Origin of the sequence: Aeromonas sp. 1805 (assembly GCF_013085525.1) — a bacterium.
In the GTDB taxonomy this organism is placed as follows: Bacteria; Pseudomonadota; Gammaproteobacteria; order Enterobacterales; family Aeromonadaceae; genus Aeromonas; species Aeromonas hydrophila.
Genome location: NZ_CP038515.1, coordinates 764,665 through 783,690, shown reverse-complemented (window position 1 = coordinate 783,690; position 19,026 = coordinate 764,665). Strand labels below are relative to the sequence as shown.

Genomic DNA, 19,026 nt, shown 5'->3' with positions numbered 1-19,026 from the left:
GGGAGCCCTCTTTATTTATCTGAACCTCATCCGACTCAGATGATCACTGTGGAGAAGCTGTGCTCTTCATCCGGTGCGACGGTCACGCCTGCCTCACTGGCGATGGCCGCTTCGACGCAGAGCATGGTGCGATAACCATCATCGCTCATGTCGGCCATGGCGCGGGCGCCTTCCAGCCAGGGGGTCCAGACCACCACGCTGTCGTGGTTGCCACTGACCACCCGGGTCTCGCGTTCGCCATCCTGGATGCTGACGTGAGCCGCAGGCTGCCAATAGACCCGATCCAGCGGGCCGTTCAGGGTCAGAGGGCCCTGCTGCTGGCCATTCTGGCCGCTCAGTTTGTCGGCATAGGGCTCGCCAAGGCCGCTGACGCTCACTGACTCCGGTGAACTTATCTGCAGGTAGGTGTGCAGGGCGCCGCTGTAGACGAGCGGCGCTTTGCCGGTGTTGCGGGTGGTCAGTACCAGGGCCAGCTCCTTGCCGACCAGCACGTCCAGCTCCAGCTCGAAGGCATGAGGCCAGAGCTGACGGGTTGCCTCGTTGTCACGCAGAGAGAGATGGACGAGTGTACCGTCACCGTGATCGGAGACACCGTCCAGCGTCCACAGGCTGGTGCGGGCAAAGCCGTGGGAGGGCTTGCCGCTGCCGACGCGGGCAGGAGCCGGGCCGAACCAGGGCCAGCAGAGGGGAATGCCGCCGCGGATGGGTTTGCTGCCATCCAGTACCGCCTTGTCGCTGAGCCAGATAGAGGCGGGTTCATCGTGACGCTGGTAGCTGAGCACGTGGGCGCCAAACAGACTGATTTCTGCCTTGGCGTAGCCGTTGTCAACGGTCAGCAAGGGTTGGCCAGCCGGGTGGTGGCTGAGGGTACAGTGGGCAGTCAGAGAGCGTGTCGGTTGCATGAGGACTCCTGTGCTCGCGCACATTCAGAAGAGAGGGTTGGAAAAATCCCGGTCCAGAATACAAAAAGGCGGCCCATGGCCGCCTTTTTCAAGCTACTTGATTGCGTATCTCAAATTACTTGGAGATGTGAGCGATCAGGTCCAGAACTTTGCTGGAGTAGCCCATTTCGTTGTCGTACCAGGATACAACTTTAACGAATTTGTCGTTCAGCTGGATACCAGCCTTGGCGTCGAATACGGAAGTCTGACGCTCACCCAGGAAGTCGGTAGAAACCACTTCGTCTTCGGTGTAGCCCAGAACGCCCTTCATGGCGCCTTCGGAAGCAGCTTTCATTGCTTCGCAGATTTCTGCGTAGGTGGCAGCTTTCTTCAGGTTGACGGTCAGGTCAACAACAGACACGTCCGGAGTCGGAACGCGGAAAGCCATACCGGTCAGCAGGCCTTTCAGTTCCGGGATAACCACGCCAACAGCCTTGGCAGCACCGGTAGAGGACGGGATGATGTTCTGAGCCGCACCGCGGCCACCGCGCCAGTCTTTGGCAGACGGACCATCAACGGTCTTCTGGGTAGCAGTAGTAGCGTGAACGGTAGTCATCAGGCCGGACTCGATACCGAAGGTATCGTTCAGAACCTTGGCGATCGGAGCCAGGCAGTTGGTGGTGCAGGAAGCGTTGGAAACGATGTCCTGGCCAGCATAGGTAGCGTCGTTAACGCCCATTACGAACATCGGGGTAGCGTCTTTGGACGGACCGGTCAGAACGACTTTCTTGGCGCCGGCAGCGATGTGCTTGCGAGCAGTCTCGTCGGTCAGGAACAGACCGGTAGCTTCGGCAACAACGTCAACACCGATTTCGCCCCATTTCAGGTTGGCCGGGTCACGCTCAGCGGTAACACGTACGGTTTTGCCGTTGACAACCAGGTTGCCGTCTTTGACTTCAACGGTGCCCTTGAAGCGGCCGTGAGTGGAGTCGTACTTCAGCATGTAGGCCATGTAGTCAACGTCGATCAGATCGTTGATACCAACCACTTCGATGTCAGAACGCTCAGCGGCCAGACGGAAGACGAAACGGCCGATGCGGCCAAAACCGTTAATACCTACTTTGATAGTCATAATTGGTTACCTAACTGTTCAGTAGTCAAAGAAAATTCCGTTTGTAAATTTACTAGAACTCCCCCGTGAGTCAACCAACAATCTGTCTGAAATTGCGCTATATCATGAAAAACTGTGAAATTTATTTTCTGTTTATGTAACTGACTACCAGCTTTTGTCGAAATAACTATCTATCTCCTGGCGGTGCGGTTATCAACAATAGTGCCTGCTCTGTCACACAACCAGCCAGGCAGATGTGTAAAAATGTGCGCGGTTTAGCATGGCCCATAGAGCCACTGTTCAAGTACCACCCATAAAAATTAATCAAAATAGTATAGATAGAATCCACAGCGGGAATTCTCAAACTATGACCACCCTGATTGAACAGCTGGCTGCCGCCAAAGGTATCGCCAGCGAGTATGTTGATGCCTGGGGCCACCCGGCTCAGGTATCCGAAGAGAGCAAGGCCGCCATGCTGGGCGCCATGGGTTACCGCGTCGATGACGAGGCCGCCCTGACCGAGCAGCTTGAGCAGGAGCACCGCCAGCACTGGCTGCGTGCGCTGGATCCCGTGATGGTGGTCCGCAGCGGCGAGCCCATTACCCTTGAAGTTCGTCTGCCCATCGAATTCGTCAACGACGCTCTCAGCTGGCAGCTCAAGCTGGAGCAGGGCGGCCTGTTGTCCGGTCAGCTTACCCCCATCGACGGCGAGCTGGTCGGCGTGGCCGAATTCGAAGAGATGGAGTGCCAGGCCTATCGCGTGGCCCTGGATGTGCAGCCCGAGCTGGGTTATCACGATCTGATCCTGCTGGAGGAGGGCAATGACGAGCCGCTCGCCAGCATGCGCCTCATCGTCGCGCCCAAGGCGTGCTATAAGCAGCCTCCCATCGCCAATGGCCGCAAGGTGTGGGGCCCGAGCGTGCAGCTCTACTGCCTGCGCAGCCGTCACAACTGGGGCATCGGCGATTTCAGCGATCTGGGCCAGCTGGTCGAAAAGATGGCCGCCTGGGGCGCCCACTTCGTCGGTCTCAACCCGATTCATGCCCTCTATCCGGCCAACCCGGAGAGTGCCAGTCCCTACAGCCCCTCGTCCCGGCGCTGGCTCAACGTGGCCTACATCGATGTGGAAGCGGTGCCCGAATTTCTGGCCAATGCCCGGCTCAAGGCCGAGGTGGCGAACCCCGCCTTCCAGCAGCACCTGAGCGAGCTGCGTGCCAAGGGCAACGTGGATTACACCGGCGTCGTCGAGACCAAACTCGGCATGCTGCGTCAGGTGTTTGACCAGGCCAGCCTGAGCGCCGAGCGTCAGGCCGCCTTCGATGCCTTCGTTGCCGCTGGCGGCGACAGCCTGCAGCAACAGGCCGCCTTCGATGCCCTGCAAGCCCACTTCTACGCCAAAGGCGAGAATGCCTGGGGTTGGCCGGTGTGGCCGGAGCCGTTCCGTGACTACCACAATCCCGAAGTGGCGGCCTGGATGGCCGAGCACAGTCAGGATGTGAATTTCTACCTCTATCTACAGTTCCTGGCCGACGAGCAGCTGGCCCGGGCCGACGCCCGTGCCAAGGCTGCCGGCATGGTGATGGGGATCTACCGCGATCTGGCGGTGGGCGTCTCCGAAGGCTCCACCGAGATCTGGGCCAACCGGGATCTCTACTGCCCGAAAGCCTCGGTCGGTGCGCCGCCCGATATTCTGGGCCCGCTTGGCCAGAACTGGGGTCTGCCCCCCATGAACCCGAACCAGCTGTTCGAGGCGGCCTACCAGCCGATGGTGGATCTGTTCCGTGCCAACATGCGCTCCTGCGGTGCGCTGCGTATCGACCACGTGATGGCCTTGCTGCGCCTGTGGTGGGTGCCGCCCGGAGAGTCGGCCGCCAAGGGCGCCTACATCTATTACCCGGTCAACGACCTGCTCGGCATCCTGGCCCTCGAGTCCCACCGCAATCAGTGTCTGCTGATCGGCGAGGATCTGGGTACCGTGCCGGAGGGGATCGACGTGACCCTCAAAGAGAACGGCGTCCACTCCTACAAGGTGTTCTTCTTCGAGCGCTCCAAGGGCGATGGCGGCTTCATCTCTCCGGCTCACTACGCCGAGCAGGCGATGTCGGCGCTGACCACCCATGACATGCCGACCCTCAAGGGTTTCTGGCATTGCGACGATCTGGCGCTGGGGCGCGAGCTGGGCCTGTATCCGGATGAAGACGTACTCAAGACCCTGTATGCTGATCGCCACCAGGCCAAGCAGCGTATCCTCGACAGCCTGCACGGCCACGGGGTGATCTCCGGCAACATCAGCCACGACGTGAACTGGGTCGGCATGAACACCGAGCTCAACCACGGTCTGCAACTGCACATGTCTCGCGGCAGCTGCGCCCTGTTCAGCACCCAGCTGGAGGATTGGCTGGAGATGGACAAGCCGGTCAACGTGCCGGGCACCAGTTACGAGTACCCGAACTGGCGCCGCAAGCTGTCTACCGATCTGGAGGATATTTTTGCCAATGAGGCGCTCAAGGCGCTGGCAGGCAAGATGAGCCAGGCCCGTGACGAGGCCAGTCGTTGAGCCACTGCCGACAAAACGTGACTCACTTACATCCGCTTCGGCCCAGGCCGGAGCGGATGCTCAGCTATGAAAGGAAATCTCGATGCTCGTTGAACGTTTGGTTGCAGCCCGCTGTTCCGATCCCTTCTCCCACTTAGGCCTGCAGGCCAATCCGGATGGGCCCGGCCTCAAGCTGACCGTCTGGTTACCCGATGCCCAGGCCGTACGGGTCAGGGATCTCAAGTCGGGCAAGATTGTTGCCACCCTGGCGCCCACCGATGATTCGGGCCTCTTTGAAACTGTTTTCACCCGCCGTAAAAATCCCTTCCCCTACCAGTTGCTTGCCGACTACCCAGATGCCACCGTCGAGGTCATCGACCCCTATCAGTTCCAGGATGCGGGTTGGGCCGGGTTGGCGGAACTCACCTACCAGCCGGAAAACCTCTACCACACGCTGGGTGCCCAGCTGCGCACTGTGGTGCATCTGGATCAGCAAGTGGAGGGGGTACGCTTTGCGGTTTATGCGCCGAGCGCCACTGCGGTGAGCCTCATCGGCGATTTCAACTTCTGGGATGGCCGTCGCCACCCGATGCAGCGCAGCCAGTGCGGTCACTGGGTGCTGTTCGTACCGGGGCTCAAGGCCGGGGATCGCTACAAGTTCGAACTGAAAGACCCGGCGGGCAACCGGCTGCCGCACAAGAGCGACCCGGTGGGTTTCTACTGCGAGCAGTACCCCTCGTTCGCCTCCGTGGTCTATGACCACGACCAGTACCAGTGGCAGGATGCCGCCTGGCGCGAGAGCCAGCTCAACGACAAGCGCGAGCAGCCGCTCTCCATCTACGAGCTGCACGTGGGCTCCTGGAAGCGTCACCCCAACGGCGACAGCCTGAGCTGGCGCGAACTGGCGGTGGAACTGGTGGATTACGTCAAGGGGATGGAATACACCCACATCGAGTTGCTGCCGGTCTCCGAGCACCCGTTCAGTGGCTCCTGGGGCTACCAGCCGGTGGGCATGTTCTCGCCCACCAGCCGTTACGGCACGGCTGATGATTTCAAATACTTCGTGGATCAGTGCCACCAGGCCGGCATCGGCATCATTCTGGACTGGGTGCCTGCCCACTTCCCGTCCGATGCCCACGGGCTGGCCCGCTTCGACGGCACCCCGCTCTACGAGTACGAGGATCCGCGCCGTGGCTGGCACCCGGACTGGAACTCCTACATCTATGACTTCGGTCGCAATACGGTGCGCCAGTTCCTGGTGGCCAGCGCCCTGTTCTGGCTCGACAAGTTCCACGTCGACGGCCTGCGGGTGGATGCGGTCGCCTCCATGCTCTATCTGGACTATTCGCGCAACGCCGGCGAGTGGGTGCCCAACGTCGATGGCGGCAACCACAACTACGAGGCGATCAGCCTGCTCAAGTGGACCAACGAAGAGGTGTACGGCAAGTACCCCCACGCCATGACCATCGCCGAGGAGTCCACCGCCTTTGCCGGGGTCTCCCGTCCCACCTTCCTGGGGGGCCTGGGCTTTGGCTTCAAGTGGAATATGGGCTGGATGCACGACACCCTCACCTACATGCAGAAAGAGCCTATTCACCGTCGCTACCACCACAACGACATGACCTTCTCCATGGTGTACCACTATGACGAGAACTTCATTCTGTCGCTCTCCCACGACGAGGTGGTGCACGGCAAGCACTCCATGCTCTACAAGATGCCGGGGGACGAGTGGCAGCAGGCGGCCAACCTGCGCGCCTACATGGGCTTCATGTATGCCCATCCCGGCAAGAAGCTCAACTTCATGGGCACCGAGATCGCCCAGAGCAACGAGTGGAATCACGATGCCCAGCTGCCCTGGCACCTGCTGCAGTATCCCAAGCACGGCGGCCAGCAACGGCTGATCCACGATCTCAACCACCTCTACCGTCACGAAGCTGCCTTGTATCAGGCGGATTATGAGCAAAACGGCTTCCGCTGGCTGGATCACAACGACGCTGACAACAGCATCTTTGCCTGGCTGCGGGCCGACAAGCAGGGGGCCAACCCGCTGGTGATAGCCTGCAACTTCACACCGGTGCCGCGGCTTGCCTATCGGCTCGGGGTACCGACGGCCGGTCACTACCGGGTGGTGCTCAACACCGACAGCGAGCATTACTGGGGCAGCAACTATGATGTGGGTCTGGTCTTCGTCGCCGAGCCGACCCCCTGGCAGGGGATGGCGTACAGCATAGTGCTGGATCTGCCGCCGCTCGCGACCTTGTTCATCAAACAGGAGTCTTGATGTTCGTAATGGAAAAGGGGCAGGACCATCCGCTGGGGGCCCTGCTCGACGAGACGGGTTGTCACTTCTGCGTTTGGGCGCCGCAATCGGACAAGGTGGAGCTCTGCCTGTTCGACGAGCAGGAGCGGGAGCTGGCTCGCCTCGAGCTGCCCGGCCGGCGCGGCCAGTACCGCTTCGGCCATGTGCGCGGCGTCAAGGCCGGTCAGCGTTACGGCTACCGGGTGCACGGCACGTCGCAGGAGGGGATGCTGTTCGACCCGGACAAGCTGCTGATCGACCCCTACGCCAAGGCGCTCAGTCGCCCGACCCACTGGGATGATGCCCTCTATCAGGGTGACAGCGCGGCCATGGTGGCCAAATCCGTGGTGGTGGACGATGCCTTCGACTGGCAGGGAGTGGGCAAGCCCGCCATCGAGCCGGCCCGCACCGTCATCTATGAAACCCACGTCAAGGGCTTCACCCGCCAGCATCAGGGGGTGCCGAGCGAGCTGCGCGGCACCTATCTGGGCATCTGCCACCCGCTCATCATCGAGCATCTCAAATCCCTCGGCATCACCTCGGTGCAGTTGATGCCGGTGGCAGCCTTCATGTCCGAGCCCAGGCTCGAGCAGCTGGGGCTGACCAACTACTGGGGCTACAACCCCATCGCCTTCTTCGCCCCCGAACCGCGCTATGCGGCGCAGGAGGCGGTGACCGAGTTCAAGACCATGGTGCGCGAGCTGCACAGGGCCGGGCTCGAGGTGATCCTGGATGTGGTCTACAACCACACCGCGGAGTCGGGCTTCGATGGCCCCATGCTCTCCTTCAAGGGCTTTGACAACGCCGGTTACTACGCCTTCGAGGCGGGCGCCCACGGCCCCGATTACACTCGCCACGCCAACGTCACCGGCTGCGGCAACAGCGTCAATCTGGATCACCCCAACAGCCTGCGACTGGTGCTCGACGCCCTGCGCTACTGGGTCACCGAGATGCAGGTGGATGGCTTTCGCTTCGATCTGGCGGTGACGCTGGCGCGCGAGGCGGGCGAGTTCGACCCCATGGGGGCCTTCTTCAAGGCCATGATGGCAGACCCCGTGCTGGCACGGGTCAAGCTCATCGCCGAGCCCTGGGATATCGGCCCGTTCGGCTATCGGCTCGGCCAGTTCCCGAGCCAGTGGCTGGAGATAAACGATCGCTACCGCGACACGGTGCGCGCCTTCTGGCGCGGCGATGCGGGCAAGATGGGGGACTTTGCCACCCGGCTGGTCGGCTCACGGGATCTGTTCCCGAAGAACTGGCGCTCCCCCCATACCAGCGTCAACTACCTCTGCTATCACGACGGCTTCACCCTGGAGGATCTGGTCTCCTACAACCAGCGCCACAATCAGGCCAACGGTGAGGACAACCGGGATGGCCACGGCAACAACCTCTCCAACAACCACGGCGTCGAGGGGCCGACCCTGGATCCGCGGGTCAACAACCTGCGCCAGCAGCAGAAGCGCAACCTTATCGCCACCCTGCTGCTGTCGCAAGGCACCCCGCACTTCCTCGCCGGCGACGAGATGGGCCGCAGCCAGCTCGGCAACAACAACGCCTACTGTCAGGACAACCAGATCAGCTGGGTCAACTGGCAGTGGCGACCGGAGGATGAGCGGCTGCTCGCCTTCACCCAGCAGATGCTGGCGCTGCGGGCGGAGTCCACCGTCTTCTCCAACCTGCAGCTGAGCGACGACAGCTGGAACGGTGCCCCCAACAGCTGCCACCAGGTCAACTGGTATCACCCTGATGGCCATCAGCTCACCGATCAGGACTGGCATGCCCCCATGGGGCAGGCGTTCGCCATGGACATCGGCATGATCGGCTGCGGCGGGGAGCGCTGGTACGTGCTGTTCAACGCCAGCGACTACGACATCCAGTTCCGTCTGCCGCCGCCGGGGGAGGGGCTGGAGTGGATCCAGACCATTGACACCGCCACCAACGATGGGCTGCCGTTCCTGCCCGACGACATCAAGCGGCAGGTGGCGGTGGGCCGGGCCCACTCCCTCAAGCTGCTGGAGCGGGTCGCCCTGAGTGCGGTGGCGCTGGCCGAGGAGGGAGTGGTCGCCACCCCGGATGTTGCCGTCGTGTTGCCAAGCGGATCACAGTTCCCGCTGGCGGGGTAGAGCGCGGCGCCCTGACTGGGTATGCTGGGCACCGATATTCACGGCAAGGAGTCAGTATGAGCGGCAACATCCCCAACCCCGAGCAGTGGCGCCGGCAGTTGAGCGCCGAGCAGTATCACGTCTGCTGGGAGAAGGGCACGGAGCGTCCCTACAGCGGCGCCCTGCTCCACAACCGCAAGAGCGGCGACTACCTGTGCGTCTGCTGCAAGCAGGTGTTGTTTCACTCGGATGCCAAGTTTGACTCGGGCTGCGGCTGGCCCTCGTTCGATCGGGCCATCGAGGGGACAGTGACTTACACCGAGGATGGCAGCCACGGCATGAAGCGGGTGGAGATCACCTGCAGTCAGTGCGGCTCCCACCTTGGCCACGTCTTCCCGGACGGGCCGACCGAAACCGGTCAGCGCTACTGCGTCAACAGCCTGAGTCTGGATTTCGATCCCGAGCCCTGAGTCTGGCGCCCGGCATCCATGCAAAAACGGCCCCCTGCCTCGGCAGGGGGCCGTTTCTTTGTGGCCGCAGCCTGGGCCTATCAGGCCAGCAGCAGGGTGGCTACCACCAGCAGGGTAGCCAGCGCCAGAATGGGCAGCTTGAGTCCCCGCAGCAGATAGAAGCCGATGGCGGCCAGTGCCAGGTCGGTGGGGGCCAGCACGGCGCTCTGCCAGACCGGCTGATAGAGCGCCGCCAGCAGCAGACCCACCACGGCGGCGTTGATGCCGGCTACGGCGCCGGCGAGGCGAGGGCGGGCCAGCCAGCTCTGCCAGCAGGGTCCCATGGCCCACAGCAGCAAAAAGCCGGGCAGGAACAGCGCCAGGATCGCCAGCAGGGCGCCGCCCACCGGGCTGGCCGGCAGCAACTGGGCACCGAGATAGGTCGCCAGGGTAAACATGGGGCCGGGCACCAGCTGGGCCAGGCTGTAGCCGGTCAGAAACTGCTGCTGGTTGAGGCTGTGGCCCACGCTCTCCGCCAGCAGGGGCAGCACCACGTGGCCGCCGCCAAACACCAGGCTGCCAGCCCGGTAGAAGTCGGCGACCAGCTGGCCGACGGGGCCCCCCAGCAGTGGCAGGCCGACAAACAGCAGGGCAAACAGCAGCAGGGTGGGCCAGTGGGGTTGGTGCACAGGGATGGACTGAGCGGGTGAGGGCTGTGGGTCTGGTGTTTGCGGCGCGCCGACGCGGGCACAGAGCAGGACGGCGCCCGCCAGCATGACGAGCTGGGTGAGCAGGCCGGGCTGCCACCAGAGGGCGGCTGCGGTGGCGACCATGATCCCCTGATTGCGCGTCGTCTTGCAGAACTGGCGGCTCATGGTGAGCACCGCATCGGCGACCACCACCAGCGCCAGCAGCTTGAGGCCGTGCAGGGCGGCATCGAGCCAGACGTTGTTGCCGAGCTGGCCGAGGCCGATGGCGGCGGCCAGCAACAGCAGAAAGGAGGGGAGGGTGAAACCGGCAAACGCGGCCAGTGCCCCACCGAGCCCGGCCCGCTGGCGGCCGATGGCAAAGCCGAGCTGGCTGGAGGCGGGGCCCGGCAGCAGCTGGCAGAGGGCCAGCAACTGGGCGAATTCGGCCTGGGTCAGCCAGCCCAGCCGCTCGACGAAGGTGCGCTGGAAGTAGCCGATGTGGGCGGCGGGTCCGCCGAAGCTGACACAGCCCAACCATAAAAACTGAATAAACACCTGCCCCACGTCCTCACTCCCTCGTTGTCATCATCGCCCCCGATGATATGACAAAGCGGTGACTTTTTTATGACAAATCAGGGGGCTGCTGGCAGGTAGCCGCACCTTGTCAGCCGCAGGTCACTCCATCGGCTGGCCTGGTTGTGGCAGATAGCAACGGCCAGCAAGCCAGCAGGCGATGGTTTATGGGGCCGGCTGGCTCGAGGTTGGCAGGTAGCAACGATTCGCCAGCCGGCAGGCGATGGCTTATGGGGCCGGCTGGCTTGAGGTCGGCAGGTAGCAACGATTCGCCAGCCAGCAGGCGATGGACTGGCGGCTGGCATCGAAGTGGGGCTCCGGCAGATTGCGCGGGTCGCACCAGATCCAGCCTTCGCACTTCTCCGGCTCCAGCAGCTGGGGCTCTCCCTCTACCTCGGCCAGCAGGGTGACCGAGACATAGTGCAGGCCGCTCTCACGCCAGGTCTCCAGGTTGTTGGTGACGGCGATGACGCTGGGGTTGCTGATCTGAAAACCCGTCTCCTCGGCCACCTCCCGGATCGCTGCCGATTCGAACGTCTCTCCCAGTTCCAGATGACCGCCGGCAATGGACCAGTAGGGGGCGTGGCTGCCCTTGCGCTTGCCAAGCAGCACCTGGCCCTGGCGGTTGGTGAGGATCACGCCGACACCGACGCGGGGATAGGGAGTAGACATAAGCAGAGCTCCTTGCAGGGATGACGCGAGACAAGCAGGGAATCCATGAGCGGCTCCTTGCACAAGCGGTGAATTGCACCATAAAAAACGGGCCCACCTTAGGGCGGATGGGCCCGTCATGCAAGCAGTCTGCGGCGTCAGGCGCCAGGGCTGCGGATCACGCCAGTTTGACCAGCATCTTGCCGGTGTTGCGCCCCTCGAACAGCCCGATGAAGGCCTGCGGCATGCTGGCGAGCCCCTGATAGACGGTCTCCTCGGCCTGCAGAGTGCCGGCGTCGAAGGCCGGGGTCACCTCGGCCAGAAACTCACCGTAGTGCTGCCAGTGATCGAACACGATCAGCCCCTGCATGGTGAGGCGTTTGCGGATCACCTGGGAGAGGTTGCGCGGGCCGCTCGCCTCGCTCTGGCCGTTGTACTGCTCGATGAGGCCGCACATCACGATGCGGCCATGCACCACCATGTGGTTGAGGGCGGCGTCCAGCATGGCGCCCCCCACGTTCTCGAAGTAGACGTGGATCCCCTCCGGTGCCAGCCGGGCCAGCTCGGCATCGAGATCCGGGGTCTCGCGGTAGTTGATCACCTCATCGGCCCCCAGGCTCTTGAGGTAGGCCACCTTGTCGGCCGACCCGGTGGAGCCGATGACGCGGGCCCCCGCCCGTTTGGCAAGCTGCACCACCATGGAGCCGACGGCGCCGGAGGCGGCCGACACCAGCACGGTTTCACCGGACTGCAGTTTGGCGATGCGGTTGAGCCCGGTCCAGGCGGTCATGCCCGGCATGCCGAGGGCGCCGAGAAAGAGCTGGGGTGGCAAGCGGGTGTCGGGCAGTCTGGTCAGCTGGGCGCCGTTGGCGACGAAGCGATCGCGCCAGCCCAGCATGCTGCTCACCCGATCACCCACCGCAAAGTCCGGGTGACGCGAGGCTTCCACCACGCCGATGGCGCCGCCATCGAGGGGGCCGTTGAGGGGGAAGGGGGGCACATAGCTCTTGGCTTCGCTCATGCGACCGCGCATGTAGGGATCCACCGACAGCCACTGGTTGGTGACCCGCACCTCTCCTTCTTGCAGCTCGGGCAGAGCCACCTCGGTCAGGGTGAAATCGGCCAGGCTGGGCAGGCCGACTGGGCGACGCAGCAGCTGGATCTGATGGCTGGACTGATTCATGGTTTTTTCTCCAGTGTAAGGGGGGTTGGCAACCTGCGGGTCGCCAGCATGGCTATTTCCAAGGGGTTGAGGCTGAACGGGTTCACGCTGTTTCATCCAGCGGGGCGCCGTTGAGCCGCAGCCGGGTGACCACATTGCCCCGCATGGCGTTGGAGAAGGGGCAGGTCTGGTGGGCCAGCCGCACTATCTGCTCGGCCTGCGCCGCCTGTTCAGGTTGGGTCGTGGCGAGCACTACGTCCAGCGTGATGGCGAAGTTGAAGCGGCCATCGTCCAGCGCCAGCAACTCGACTCCGGCGGTGACGGGTGCACTGGATAGGGGCGCATCCAGTTTGTGGGCCACGTGGATCAGCGCATTGGAGAAGCAGGCGGCATAACCGGCGGCCAGCAACTGCTCCGGGTTGTTGCCCTTGCCATTGCCGCCGAGGGCGGTGGGCAGGGCCAGTGCCAGCTGCAGGCTGTTGTTCTGAGTGTGAACCTCACCGTTGCGGCCGGCCTGGGCGATGGCTTGAGTGCGATAGAGCGTCTTCATGTCGGGGTCTCTGATTTTGTTTGTGTGCAAAGTAAATCCAGACTAATCCCGAAAATGCAGGCTGACAACTATTTTGTGTGCAAATTATTCGACCCCCGATTTTCCTGGGGTATACTGGCCCCAGTCGTCAGCGAGGTGCCCCATGAGTGAATTGAAAAAGCAGGTCTGTTTTGCCCTCTACAGCGCCTCCAACGCGGTGATGCGGGCCTATCGGCCGCTGCTGGACAAGCTGGATCTTACCTACACTCAGTATTTGGTGATGCTATCGCTGTGGGCGCGGGACGAGGTCAGCCTCAAGGAGATCGGTCAGGAGACCGGGCTGGATGCGGGCACCCTGACCCCCATCGTCAAGCGGCTGGAGAGCAAGGGCTGGTTGACCCGCACCGTCTCCAGCGAGGATGAGCGGCAAAAGTGCATCGGCCTGACCGAGGCGGGGCGTCAGCTGCAGCAGGAGGTGAGGGAGTGCTGTCTGGCGGACAACTTGCGCAATCAGGTGGATCTGGCCGATGCTGAACTGGCCCAGCTCAAGCAGCTCTGCGATCGCATCTCGGCCCAGCTGGGGCGCTGAGTGCAGCCCATCCATCCAGCCTGAGGATCCACCCCATGAAACTTCTGTTGCCCCTGTTTGCCCTGTTGCTGACCGCCTGCAGTGCCGGCTCCCATGCCCCTTCGATGGCCATCGACGATGCCGATGCCTGGCAGGCTATCTGCAAAGACGGAACCCGGGTGCGGGCCGTGGTGGAGGAGGGGAGCTGCGCGGATCATCGCGGTGTTGCCATGTGGACGAATAAGCCAAGAGCCGCACGGATGGCAGAGGAAGCCGCCAAATAGTGTGATCCAGGCGCCATAAAATGACACAACCGGCCGGCTGGCCGGTTTTTTTCGCGATCCCGTCGGCACTTTGCCATCTTGTTCATGGTGCGCTCAGTTTTCTCTTCCCATACTGGCCCTACAGTTCCAAAAGAGGAGAGACGAGATGCAATCATCGTTGGTTGGGCTCTCCATTCTGTGGGGGCTGGCCAGTTTTGGTGTTCAGGGGGATTTCATCGAGAGCCGTGATTCCGTTGCGCCATCCTGGCAAGCCGAGTCCAGAGTGGAGATGGAAGGTTATCTGATCGAGTCGCTGGGTGAAGATCGCTGGCTGTTCGACAACGGCAGCGAGAGCCTGCTGGTTTCCCTGCCCCAGGGGCAGTGGGTGCCGACCGGCGAGCGGCTGCGGGTCAGCGGCGAGCCCCAGCAGGAGCAGGCCGGCTGGCTGTTGCAGGTGCAGGATGTCAGCCAGGTAGCGGTCTGAGTACAGGCCGCAGACTGAAGATAAAAGAAGAGGAGGCCAGTGGCCTCCTCTTCTTTTATCCAGTCTGGCCCGCAGATCAGGGCCGGTGGTCAGCCCAGATGGTTGAGCGGCAGCGCCGTCTTGTGCTTGATCCGGCGCAGCACGAAGCTGGAGCGCACCCCGGTGACTCCGGGGATGTGGGTCAGCTTGTCCAGCAGGAAGTGCTGGTAGTGTTCCATGTCCCGCACCACCACCTTGAGCTGGTAGTCGGCGTCGTTGCCGGTGATGAGGTCACACTCGAGCACTTCGGGCAGCTCACTGATAGCGCGGTCAAAATTTTCGAACCGCTCCGGGGTGTGCCGGTCCATGGAGATGTGAATGTAGGCGGTGAGGGTCAGCCCCAGTTGGCGGGCGTTGAGCAGGGTGACGTGGGTGTCGATGAGACCGGCATCCTCCAGCGCCTTGACCCGGCGGGAGCAGGGGGAGGGGGAGAGCCCGACCAGCTCGGCCAGCTCCAGGTTGCTGATGCGGCCATTCTCCTGCATCAACTCCAGAATATGCCTGTCTATGCGATCAAGTTTCAGCATTCTCCGTTCCTCGTTGCAATTACTAATTCACTTTTCCTAGATTAAGGGTGAACTATTGCAAAAACAACTGAAAATACATGCTACTTCGCAACCACTCACCGGGCCGGCATGGATACCATGGTTACATCTTCCGGTGGCAAGACAGAAACCCAACCCGGTCTCTGTGGTGAAGGACCTTACCGGGTCAACAACCCCATCAGCCGTCTCACCTTATCGGGCAACGACGGGCTGGAACGAGAGCATCCCCTCCCCGAAGGCAACAAAGCAGGCATCCCGGCGCCTGCTTTGTTGTTTTTGGCGTTCGCGGATCAGGGCTGCGGCCTGATGCGATAGAGGCAGCGGTGATCCCCCTCCAGCAGATACTGCTCCCGCTCCACCCCGGCCGGCGCCAGCAAGTGGCGAAACATCTCCAGTTCGCTGCGACAGAAACCCCGGCAAGCCCGCGCCGCCGCGCAGATGGGGCAGTGGCTCTCCCACAGCAGCCAGCTGCCATCCTCTTCCTGGCGATAATCCGCCATATAGCCCTCTCGCGTGCGCTGCGCCGTCAGTGCCGCCAGCCGGTCGGCCAGCGCCGGCTGGGTCAGCTCGGCCTGATAGCGGGCCAGTTGCTGTTGCTCCCGCTGGGCGATCAACCGCTCCATGCCGACCTCGCCAAACAGCTGCTGGATGTTGTCGATAAGCTGCAGCGTCAGTTCGCTGTGGCTGTCGGGGAAGCGTTGCCAGGCCTGTTCGGTCAGATGCCACAAGCGTACCGGTCGACCGCGCCCGCGGGCCTCGTCGTTGAAGCTCACCCAGCCGTCCGCCTCCAGCGTCATCAGGTGCTGGCGAGCCCCCATGGAGGTCATCTGCAACTGCTCTCCCAGCTCGGCGGCGCTCTGTGGCCCGTGGCTCTTGAGCAGAAACAGTATCTTGTCGGTGCTGGCATTCATGGCAAGGCTCTCATCGTCGGCAGGTGCGGCCGCTTGCGTGGCAGCGGTTCTGGCATGGATAAGAGCATTATGGGGAGGGGGATTTTTTAAATCAACAATTCGCTTTACTTAATCTGGTTTGATTGCCAACATAAATAAACCAATAACTTTATTTAACGGGGCGAACATGGAAGGGATCAAGGGGCAGGCCAGCCTGTGGGTATTGGTGATGACGGTGACGCTGGCGGTGGCGGGCTTCAGTCTGCCGTCTCCGGTGCTGGCGCCGCTGTTGCTGGATCCGGCCCAGGGCATGCTGACGCCGGAAGCGTCGGACTGGAGCCGCAAGGTGTGGCTGGGGGTCATCATGGGCCTCTATCCACTGTTTCAACTGGTAGGGGCCCCCTGGCTCGGCAAGCTCTCCGATCGTCATGGCCGCAAGCCGGTGCTGACCCTCTGTCTGGTGGGCGTGCTGGTGGGCTACGCCCTGATGGCGCTGGGGATCGCCTGGCGTTCCTTGCCGCTGCTGTTGCTGAGCCGGGTGGTGGAGGGCTTCTTCAACGGTGACATCGCCATCGTGCAGGCCATGGCGGCCGACATGAGCACTGCCAAAACCAAGGCGCGCAGCTTCGCCTGGATCAACATCGGCATGAACCTGGGCTGGGTGGTGGGGCCCATGATCGGCGGCTATGCCGCCGTGGTGTCCGGCGATTACAGCCTGGCGGCCTGGCTGGCGGTGGCCATGACCCTGGTCAATCTGCTGCTGGTGCTCTGGCTGCTGCCCAATCGGCCGGCGGCGGCCCGCAGTGAGCAGCCGGCACCGGCCCTCTCTTCCCGCCAGTTGCTGCTGCAACCGGCGCTGCTGCCCTACTTCGTGCTGACCCTGCTCAGCTACGGCGCGGTGCAGCTCTACTTCACCTACTTCAACGTCTGGCTGGTGGAGCGGCTGGCCTGGGATCCGGTGCAGCTGGCACAGGCCGCCGTGCTGGTGAGCGTGCCCATGATCCTGGGATCCTGGCTGGGCTCACGTCTGGCTCGTCATTGGCGTGGCAGCAGTCTGGGGGTGGTCGGCCATCTGGTGATGGCGGCGGGCATGCTGATGTTCGTGCTGCCCGGCCACTGGTGGGGGCTGGCTCTCACCTTTATTCCCACCGGTATCGGCATGAGCCTGGGAGAGCTGGCGACCTCGGTGGCGGTCTCCAACCGCAGCCATGCCGAGCAGCAGGGGCAGGCGATGGGGCTCTATCGCGGGCTGGCGGTGGGCAGCGAGATCCTGGCGGTGGTGGTCGGCAGTCTGGTGCTGCTGGCGGGCACCGAGTGGCCCTTCTATCTGGCGGCGCTGTGCAGCCTGCTCTGTGCCGTCGGCTTCTATGGCCTGCGCCGGGCGGCGGATCGGCGGCAGCGGCTCGACGTCCAGGTAGAAGCCGGCTGACGGGATCACAGAACGACGCGAAGGGGGCAACCGGCGCTTGCATCGTGGCGCCGACTCTGGGACGGTATGGCTCTTTGCCTTGCTTGCCCGATCGCCCGGTGCTCCCTTGCTCCATCATGCACCTTGCGATACTCAGCCTTTGGCGATGGTATGGATCGTTATCAGGCCATTACGTTGAAAGCGGGTTGGTATGGCGCCGCATTCGTTTCGACATGTTGGCGGTGACATGAGTCGTTTTCAGGCCGTTGCACTGGAAGCGGGACTGTATGGCACCCCAGCCGTTTCGACATTTTGGAGGTGATATGAGTCGTTTTCAGGCCATTGCGTTGGATATGGACGGTACCCTGCTGACCCGGGATCACAAGATCTCGTCCGCCACCCGGGCCGCGCTGGCCCAGGCGCGGGCCCACGGCATCAAGGTGCTGCTGGTGACGGGGCGCCACTTCATGACGGCCCGTCCTTTCCATCACGAGCTGGCCCTCGACACCCCCATCATCTGCAGCAACGGCGCCTACCTCTATGATCCAGTGCAGGAGAAGATCCTGGCCGGGGATCCGCTGGCGGTGGCTCCCCTCAGCCGGCTGCTGGCGGAGGTGCAGGCGCACCAGATGGGGGCGCTGTTCCACCTCGACGAGGGGATCGGCTACCTCGGCTGTGAGGAGCATGTGACCCGGATGCGCCACTGGTCGGCGAGCCAGCCGGATCACCTCAAGATCTCCCTGCTGCCGGCGGAGGATCTGGCGAGCTGGCTCAGCCGGCCGGTCTGGAAGCTGGAGCTGTTCAACCAGGATCCCGCCCTGCTCCATCACTTCATGGCAGAGGTGGTCGAACAGTTGCCCTTCACCCGTGACTGGGCGGCACCCTATGCGGTGGAGCTGGTGCAACCCGGCTGCAGCAAGGGCAACCGGCTGGCCCAGTGGGCGGCGAGCGAGGGGATCGCGATGGAGAACGTGGTGGCGTTTGGCGACAACAACAACGACATCAGCATGTTCGAGCAGGTGGGGCTGGCGGTGGCCATGGGCAACGCGGCGTCACAGATCCAGGCGCTGGCGGATCGGGTCACCGCCGATCACAACGAAGACGGCATCGCGCTGGCGCTGCAGCGCTGGGTACTGCCCGCCTGAGGGGCAGAAACAGCAACAGAAAGGGGCCATGTCGGCCCCTTTTTTGTTTGTCAGTTCCCGAAGGAGAACTGGATCACCCGATCCGGGAAGCGGATCCGGTTGTAGTCACGGCGCAGCCCCTCGTAGTGACGGATGGCGCGCTCGCGCTGGGCACGGTAGTAGTCGCGCTGCTTGCTGTCGTTCTCGTTGCGGATCTGGCGCTCCAGCGTCTCGATGTCGCGCTCGGTCCGCTCCATGTCGCTCTTGAGGTCGCTGAGCTGTTTCTCCACCAGGTACTCCTGGCGGCCGCGATCGTACTGGGTCAGGAAGCTGGCATCGTTGGGACAGACGCCCTGATACTCGGCGCCGGACTTGCCCTTGCTGTAGGCGAGCTCCGGAATACAGTAGAGCTCCAGCCCCTTGGCATAACCCCGTTTCCACTCCGCCTCGTCCACCTTGAGGCCGTATTCGCCGCAGGTCGAGACGTAGTCGCGGGTGGCGGCCCGGGTCTTGCCCTGCTCGCCGTCCTGATAACCCAGGTTGTACCAGCTCATGGTGCGGCACTCTTCTTCCGACAGCGAGCTGCAACCGGCGAGCAGGAAAGGCAGGGTCAGCAACAGGATCTTGGGGGACATGGACGACGGGCTCCGAGAGGGATGATGGGGGCATTCTAGAGAGGATGCCGGGGCAGGACAAGGGATGAAAAACGGTGCTGGCCGGCGC

At 62.9% G+C, this 19,026-nt stretch carries 18 protein-coding genes; 9 read left to right on the top strand and 9 right to left on the bottom strand.

Features of this window, described 5'->3' with window-relative positions:
• Nucleotides 1–35: 35 nt before the first annotated feature.
• Nucleotides 36–902 (bottom strand): D-hexose-6-phosphate mutarotase, encoded by an 867-nt coding sequence (locus E5E96_RS03570; RefSeq protein ID WP_171281579.1) that lies wholly within the window; start codon nucleotides 900–902, stop codon nucleotides 36–38.
• A 115-nt stretch (nucleotides 903–1,017) separates the two neighbouring features.
• A complete protein-coding gene (gene gap / locus E5E96_RS03565; RefSeq protein ID WP_011707358.1) occupies nucleotides 1,018–2,013 on the bottom strand; it encodes a type I glyceraldehyde-3-phosphate dehydrogenase in 996 nt (331 codons plus the stop codon).
• A 346-nt stretch (nucleotides 2,014–2,359) separates the two neighbouring features.
• On the opposite strand from gap, the gene malQ reads away from it, so the two are divergent.
• From malQ to msrB, 4 genes are all read left to right on the top strand, one after another.
• Nucleotides 2,360–4,549 carry a 4-alpha-glucanotransferase gene (gene malQ, locus E5E96_RS03560; protein WP_171281578.1) on the top strand — a complete coding sequence of 730 codons (2,190 nt, stop codon included), beginning with the start codon at nucleotides 2,360–2,362 and terminating at the stop codon, nucleotides 4,547–4,549.
• An 82-nt stretch (nucleotides 4,550–4,631) separates the two neighbouring features.
• Complete coding sequence (glgB, locus tag E5E96_RS03555) at nucleotides 4,632–6,809, top strand: 1,4-alpha-glucan branching protein GlgB (protein ID WP_171281577.1); 2,178 nt, start codon at nucleotides 4,632–4,634, stop codon at nucleotides 6,807–6,809.
• Nucleotides 6,809–8,950, top strand: a complete 2,142-nt coding sequence (gene glgX / locus E5E96_RS03550; protein ID WP_171281576.1) for a glycogen debranching protein GlgX — start codon at nucleotides 6,809–6,811, stop codon at nucleotides 8,948–8,950. The genes glgB and glgX overlap by 1 nt, the downstream gene beginning before the upstream one ends.
• A 56-nt stretch (nucleotides 8,951–9,006) precedes the next feature.
• Nucleotides 9,007–9,399, top strand: coding sequence for a peptide-methionine (R)-S-oxide reductase MsrB (gene msrB / locus E5E96_RS03545; RefSeq protein ID WP_102987970.1), 393 nt, complete (start codon nucleotides 9,007–9,009; stop codon nucleotides 9,397–9,399).
• Nucleotides 9,400–9,479: 80 nt separating this feature from the next.
• Here the strand turns inward: msrB and chrA are convergent, their stop codons facing one another.
• The 4 genes from chrA to E5E96_RS03525 form a co-directional block, all read right to left on the bottom strand.
• The gene (chrA, locus tag E5E96_RS03540) at nucleotides 9,480–10,631 is read right to left on the bottom strand and encodes a chromate efflux transporter (protein WP_171281575.1); all 1,152 of its coding nucleotides are present in this window, start codon (nucleotides 10,629–10,631) and stop codon (nucleotides 9,480–9,482) included.
• A gap of 237 nt (nucleotides 10,632–10,868) precedes the next feature.
• Nucleotides 10,869–11,312: an NUDIX hydrolase gene (locus E5E96_RS03535; RefSeq protein WP_171281574.1), complete on the bottom strand. Its 444-nt coding sequence runs from the start codon at nucleotides 11,310–11,312 to the stop codon at nucleotides 10,869–10,871.
• Nucleotides 11,313–11,469: 157 nt separating this feature from the next.
• On the bottom strand, nucleotides 11,470–12,474 hold the full coding sequence (locus tag E5E96_RS03530; RefSeq protein WP_171281573.1) for an NADP-dependent oxidoreductase: 1,005 nt from the start codon (nucleotides 12,472–12,474) through the stop codon (nucleotides 11,470–11,472).
• A gap of 82 nt (nucleotides 12,475–12,556) precedes the next feature.
• Nucleotides 12,557–13,003: an organic hydroperoxide resistance protein gene (locus tag E5E96_RS03525; RefSeq protein ID WP_171281572.1), complete on the bottom strand. Its 447-nt coding sequence runs from the start codon at nucleotides 13,001–13,003 to the stop codon at nucleotides 12,557–12,559.
• 142 nt (nucleotides 13,004–13,145) lie between these two features.
• Here E5E96_RS03525 and E5E96_RS03520 point away from each other — a divergent pair, with 142 nt between their 5' ends.
• The 3 genes from E5E96_RS03520 to E5E96_RS03510 all read left to right on the top strand — a co-directional run bounded on the left by E5E96_RS03520 (nucleotide 13,146) and on the right by E5E96_RS03510 (nucleotide 14,297).
• Nucleotides 13,146–13,571 (top strand): MarR family winged helix-turn-helix transcriptional regulator, encoded by a 426-nt coding sequence (locus E5E96_RS03520; protein ID WP_016351946.1) that lies wholly within the window; start codon nucleotides 13,146–13,148, stop codon nucleotides 13,569–13,571.
• Nucleotides 13,572–13,606: 35 nt separating this feature from the next.
• Nucleotides 13,607–13,834, top strand: a complete 228-nt coding sequence (locus tag E5E96_RS03515) for a hypothetical protein (protein WP_171281571.1) — start codon at nucleotides 13,607–13,609, stop codon at nucleotides 13,832–13,834.
• Between the two features lie 145 nt (nucleotides 13,835–13,979).
• A complete protein-coding gene (locus E5E96_RS03510) occupies nucleotides 13,980–14,297 on the top strand; it encodes a hypothetical protein (protein WP_005304873.1) in 318 nt (105 codons plus the stop codon).
• 89 nt (nucleotides 14,298–14,386) lie between these two features.
• Here E5E96_RS03510 and E5E96_RS03505 read toward each other — a convergent pair whose 3' ends face one another.
• Together E5E96_RS03505 and E5E96_RS03500 are read right to left on the bottom strand one after the other, a co-directional pair.
• Nucleotides 14,387–14,863 (bottom strand): Lrp/AsnC family transcriptional regulator, encoded by a 477-nt coding sequence (locus E5E96_RS03505; RefSeq protein WP_005304871.1) that lies wholly within the window; start codon nucleotides 14,861–14,863, stop codon nucleotides 14,387–14,389.
• Between the two features lie 308 nt (nucleotides 14,864–15,171).
• Nucleotides 15,172–15,792, bottom strand: coding sequence for a metalloregulator ArsR/SmtB family transcription factor (locus E5E96_RS03500; RefSeq protein ID WP_171281570.1), 621 nt, complete (start codon nucleotides 15,790–15,792; stop codon nucleotides 15,172–15,174).
• 166 nt (nucleotides 15,793–15,958) lie between these two features.
• On the opposite strand from E5E96_RS03500, the gene E5E96_RS03495 reads away from it, so the two are divergent.
• The gene (locus E5E96_RS03495; protein WP_171281569.1) at nucleotides 15,959–17,200 is read left to right on the top strand and encodes an MFS transporter; all 1,242 of its coding nucleotides are present in this window, start codon (nucleotides 15,959–15,961) and stop codon (nucleotides 17,198–17,200) included.
• Between the two features lie 302 nt (nucleotides 17,201–17,502).
• Nucleotides 17,503–18,324 (top strand): Cof-type HAD-IIB family hydrolase, encoded by an 822-nt coding sequence (locus E5E96_RS03490; protein ID WP_171281568.1) that lies wholly within the window; start codon nucleotides 17,503–17,505, stop codon nucleotides 18,322–18,324.
• A gap of 50 nt (nucleotides 18,325–18,374) precedes the next feature.
• Here the strand turns inward: E5E96_RS03490 and E5E96_RS03485 are convergent, their stop codons facing one another.
• Nucleotides 18,375–18,938 carry a DUF2799 domain-containing protein gene (locus E5E96_RS03485; RefSeq protein ID WP_011707344.1) on the bottom strand — a complete coding sequence of 188 codons (564 nt, stop codon included), beginning with the start codon at nucleotides 18,936–18,938 and terminating at the stop codon, nucleotides 18,375–18,377.
• Between the last annotated feature and the right edge of the window lie 88 nt (nucleotides 18,939–19,026).

What these genes read in the sequence shown, in the direction of transcription:
- E5E96_RS03570 (WP_171281579.1), bottom strand. Translation starts at nt 902, where the DNA reads ATGCAACCGACACGCTCTCTGACTGCCCACTGTACCCTCAGCCACCAC.
- gap (WP_011707358.1), bottom strand. Translation starts at nt 2,013, where the DNA reads ATGACTATCAAAGTAGGTATTAACGGTTTTGGCCGCATCGGCCGTTTC.
- malQ (WP_171281578.1), top strand. Translation starts at nt 2,360, where the DNA reads ATGACCACCCTGATTGAACAGCTGGCTGCCGCCAAAGGTATCGCCAGC.
- glgB (WP_171281577.1), top strand. Translation starts at nt 4,632, where the DNA reads ATGCTCGTTGAACGTTTGGTTGCAGCCCGCTGTTCCGATCCCTTCTCC.
- glgX (WP_171281576.1), top strand. Translation starts at nt 6,809, where the DNA reads ATGTTCGTAATGGAAAAGGGGCAGGACCATCCGCTGGGGGCCCTGCTC.
- msrB (WP_102987970.1), top strand. Translation starts at nt 9,007, where the DNA reads ATGAGCGGCAACATCCCCAACCCCGAGCAGTGGCGCCGGCAGTTGAGC.
- E5E96_RS03535 (WP_171281574.1), bottom strand. Translation starts at nt 11,312, where the DNA reads ATGTCTACTCCCTATCCCCGCGTCGGTGTCGGCGTGATCCTCACCAAC.
- E5E96_RS03530 (WP_171281573.1), bottom strand. Translation starts at nt 12,474, where the DNA reads ATGAATCAGTCCAGCCATCAGATCCAGCTGCTGCGTCGCCCAGTCGGC.
- E5E96_RS03525 (WP_171281572.1), bottom strand. Translation starts at nt 13,003, where the DNA reads ATGAAGACGCTCTATCGCACTCAAGCCATCGCCCAGGCCGGCCGCAAC.
- E5E96_RS03520 (WP_016351946.1), top strand. Translation starts at nt 13,146, where the DNA reads ATGAGTGAATTGAAAAAGCAGGTCTGTTTTGCCCTCTACAGCGCCTCC.
- E5E96_RS03515 (WP_171281571.1), top strand. Translation starts at nt 13,607, where the DNA reads ATGAAACTTCTGTTGCCCCTGTTTGCCCTGTTGCTGACCGCCTGCAGT.
- E5E96_RS03510 (WP_005304873.1), top strand. Translation starts at nt 13,980, where the DNA reads ATGCAATCATCGTTGGTTGGGCTCTCCATTCTGTGGGGGCTGGCCAGT.
- E5E96_RS03505 (WP_005304871.1), bottom strand. Translation starts at nt 14,863, where the DNA reads ATGCTGAAACTTGATCGCATAGACAGGCATATTCTGGAGTTGATGCAG.
- E5E96_RS03500 (WP_171281570.1), bottom strand. Translation starts at nt 15,792, where the DNA reads ATGAATGCCAGCACCGACAAGATACTGTTTCTGCTCAAGAGCCACGGG.
- E5E96_RS03495 (WP_171281569.1), top strand. Translation starts at nt 15,959, where the DNA reads ATGGAAGGGATCAAGGGGCAGGCCAGCCTGTGGGTATTGGTGATGACG.
- E5E96_RS03490 (WP_171281568.1), top strand. Translation starts at nt 17,503, where the DNA reads ATGAGTCGTTTTCAGGCCATTGCGTTGGATATGGACGGTACCCTGCTG.
- E5E96_RS03485 (WP_011707344.1), bottom strand. Translation starts at nt 18,938, where the DNA reads ATGTCCCCCAAGATCCTGTTGCTGACCCTGCCTTTCCTGCTCGCCGGT.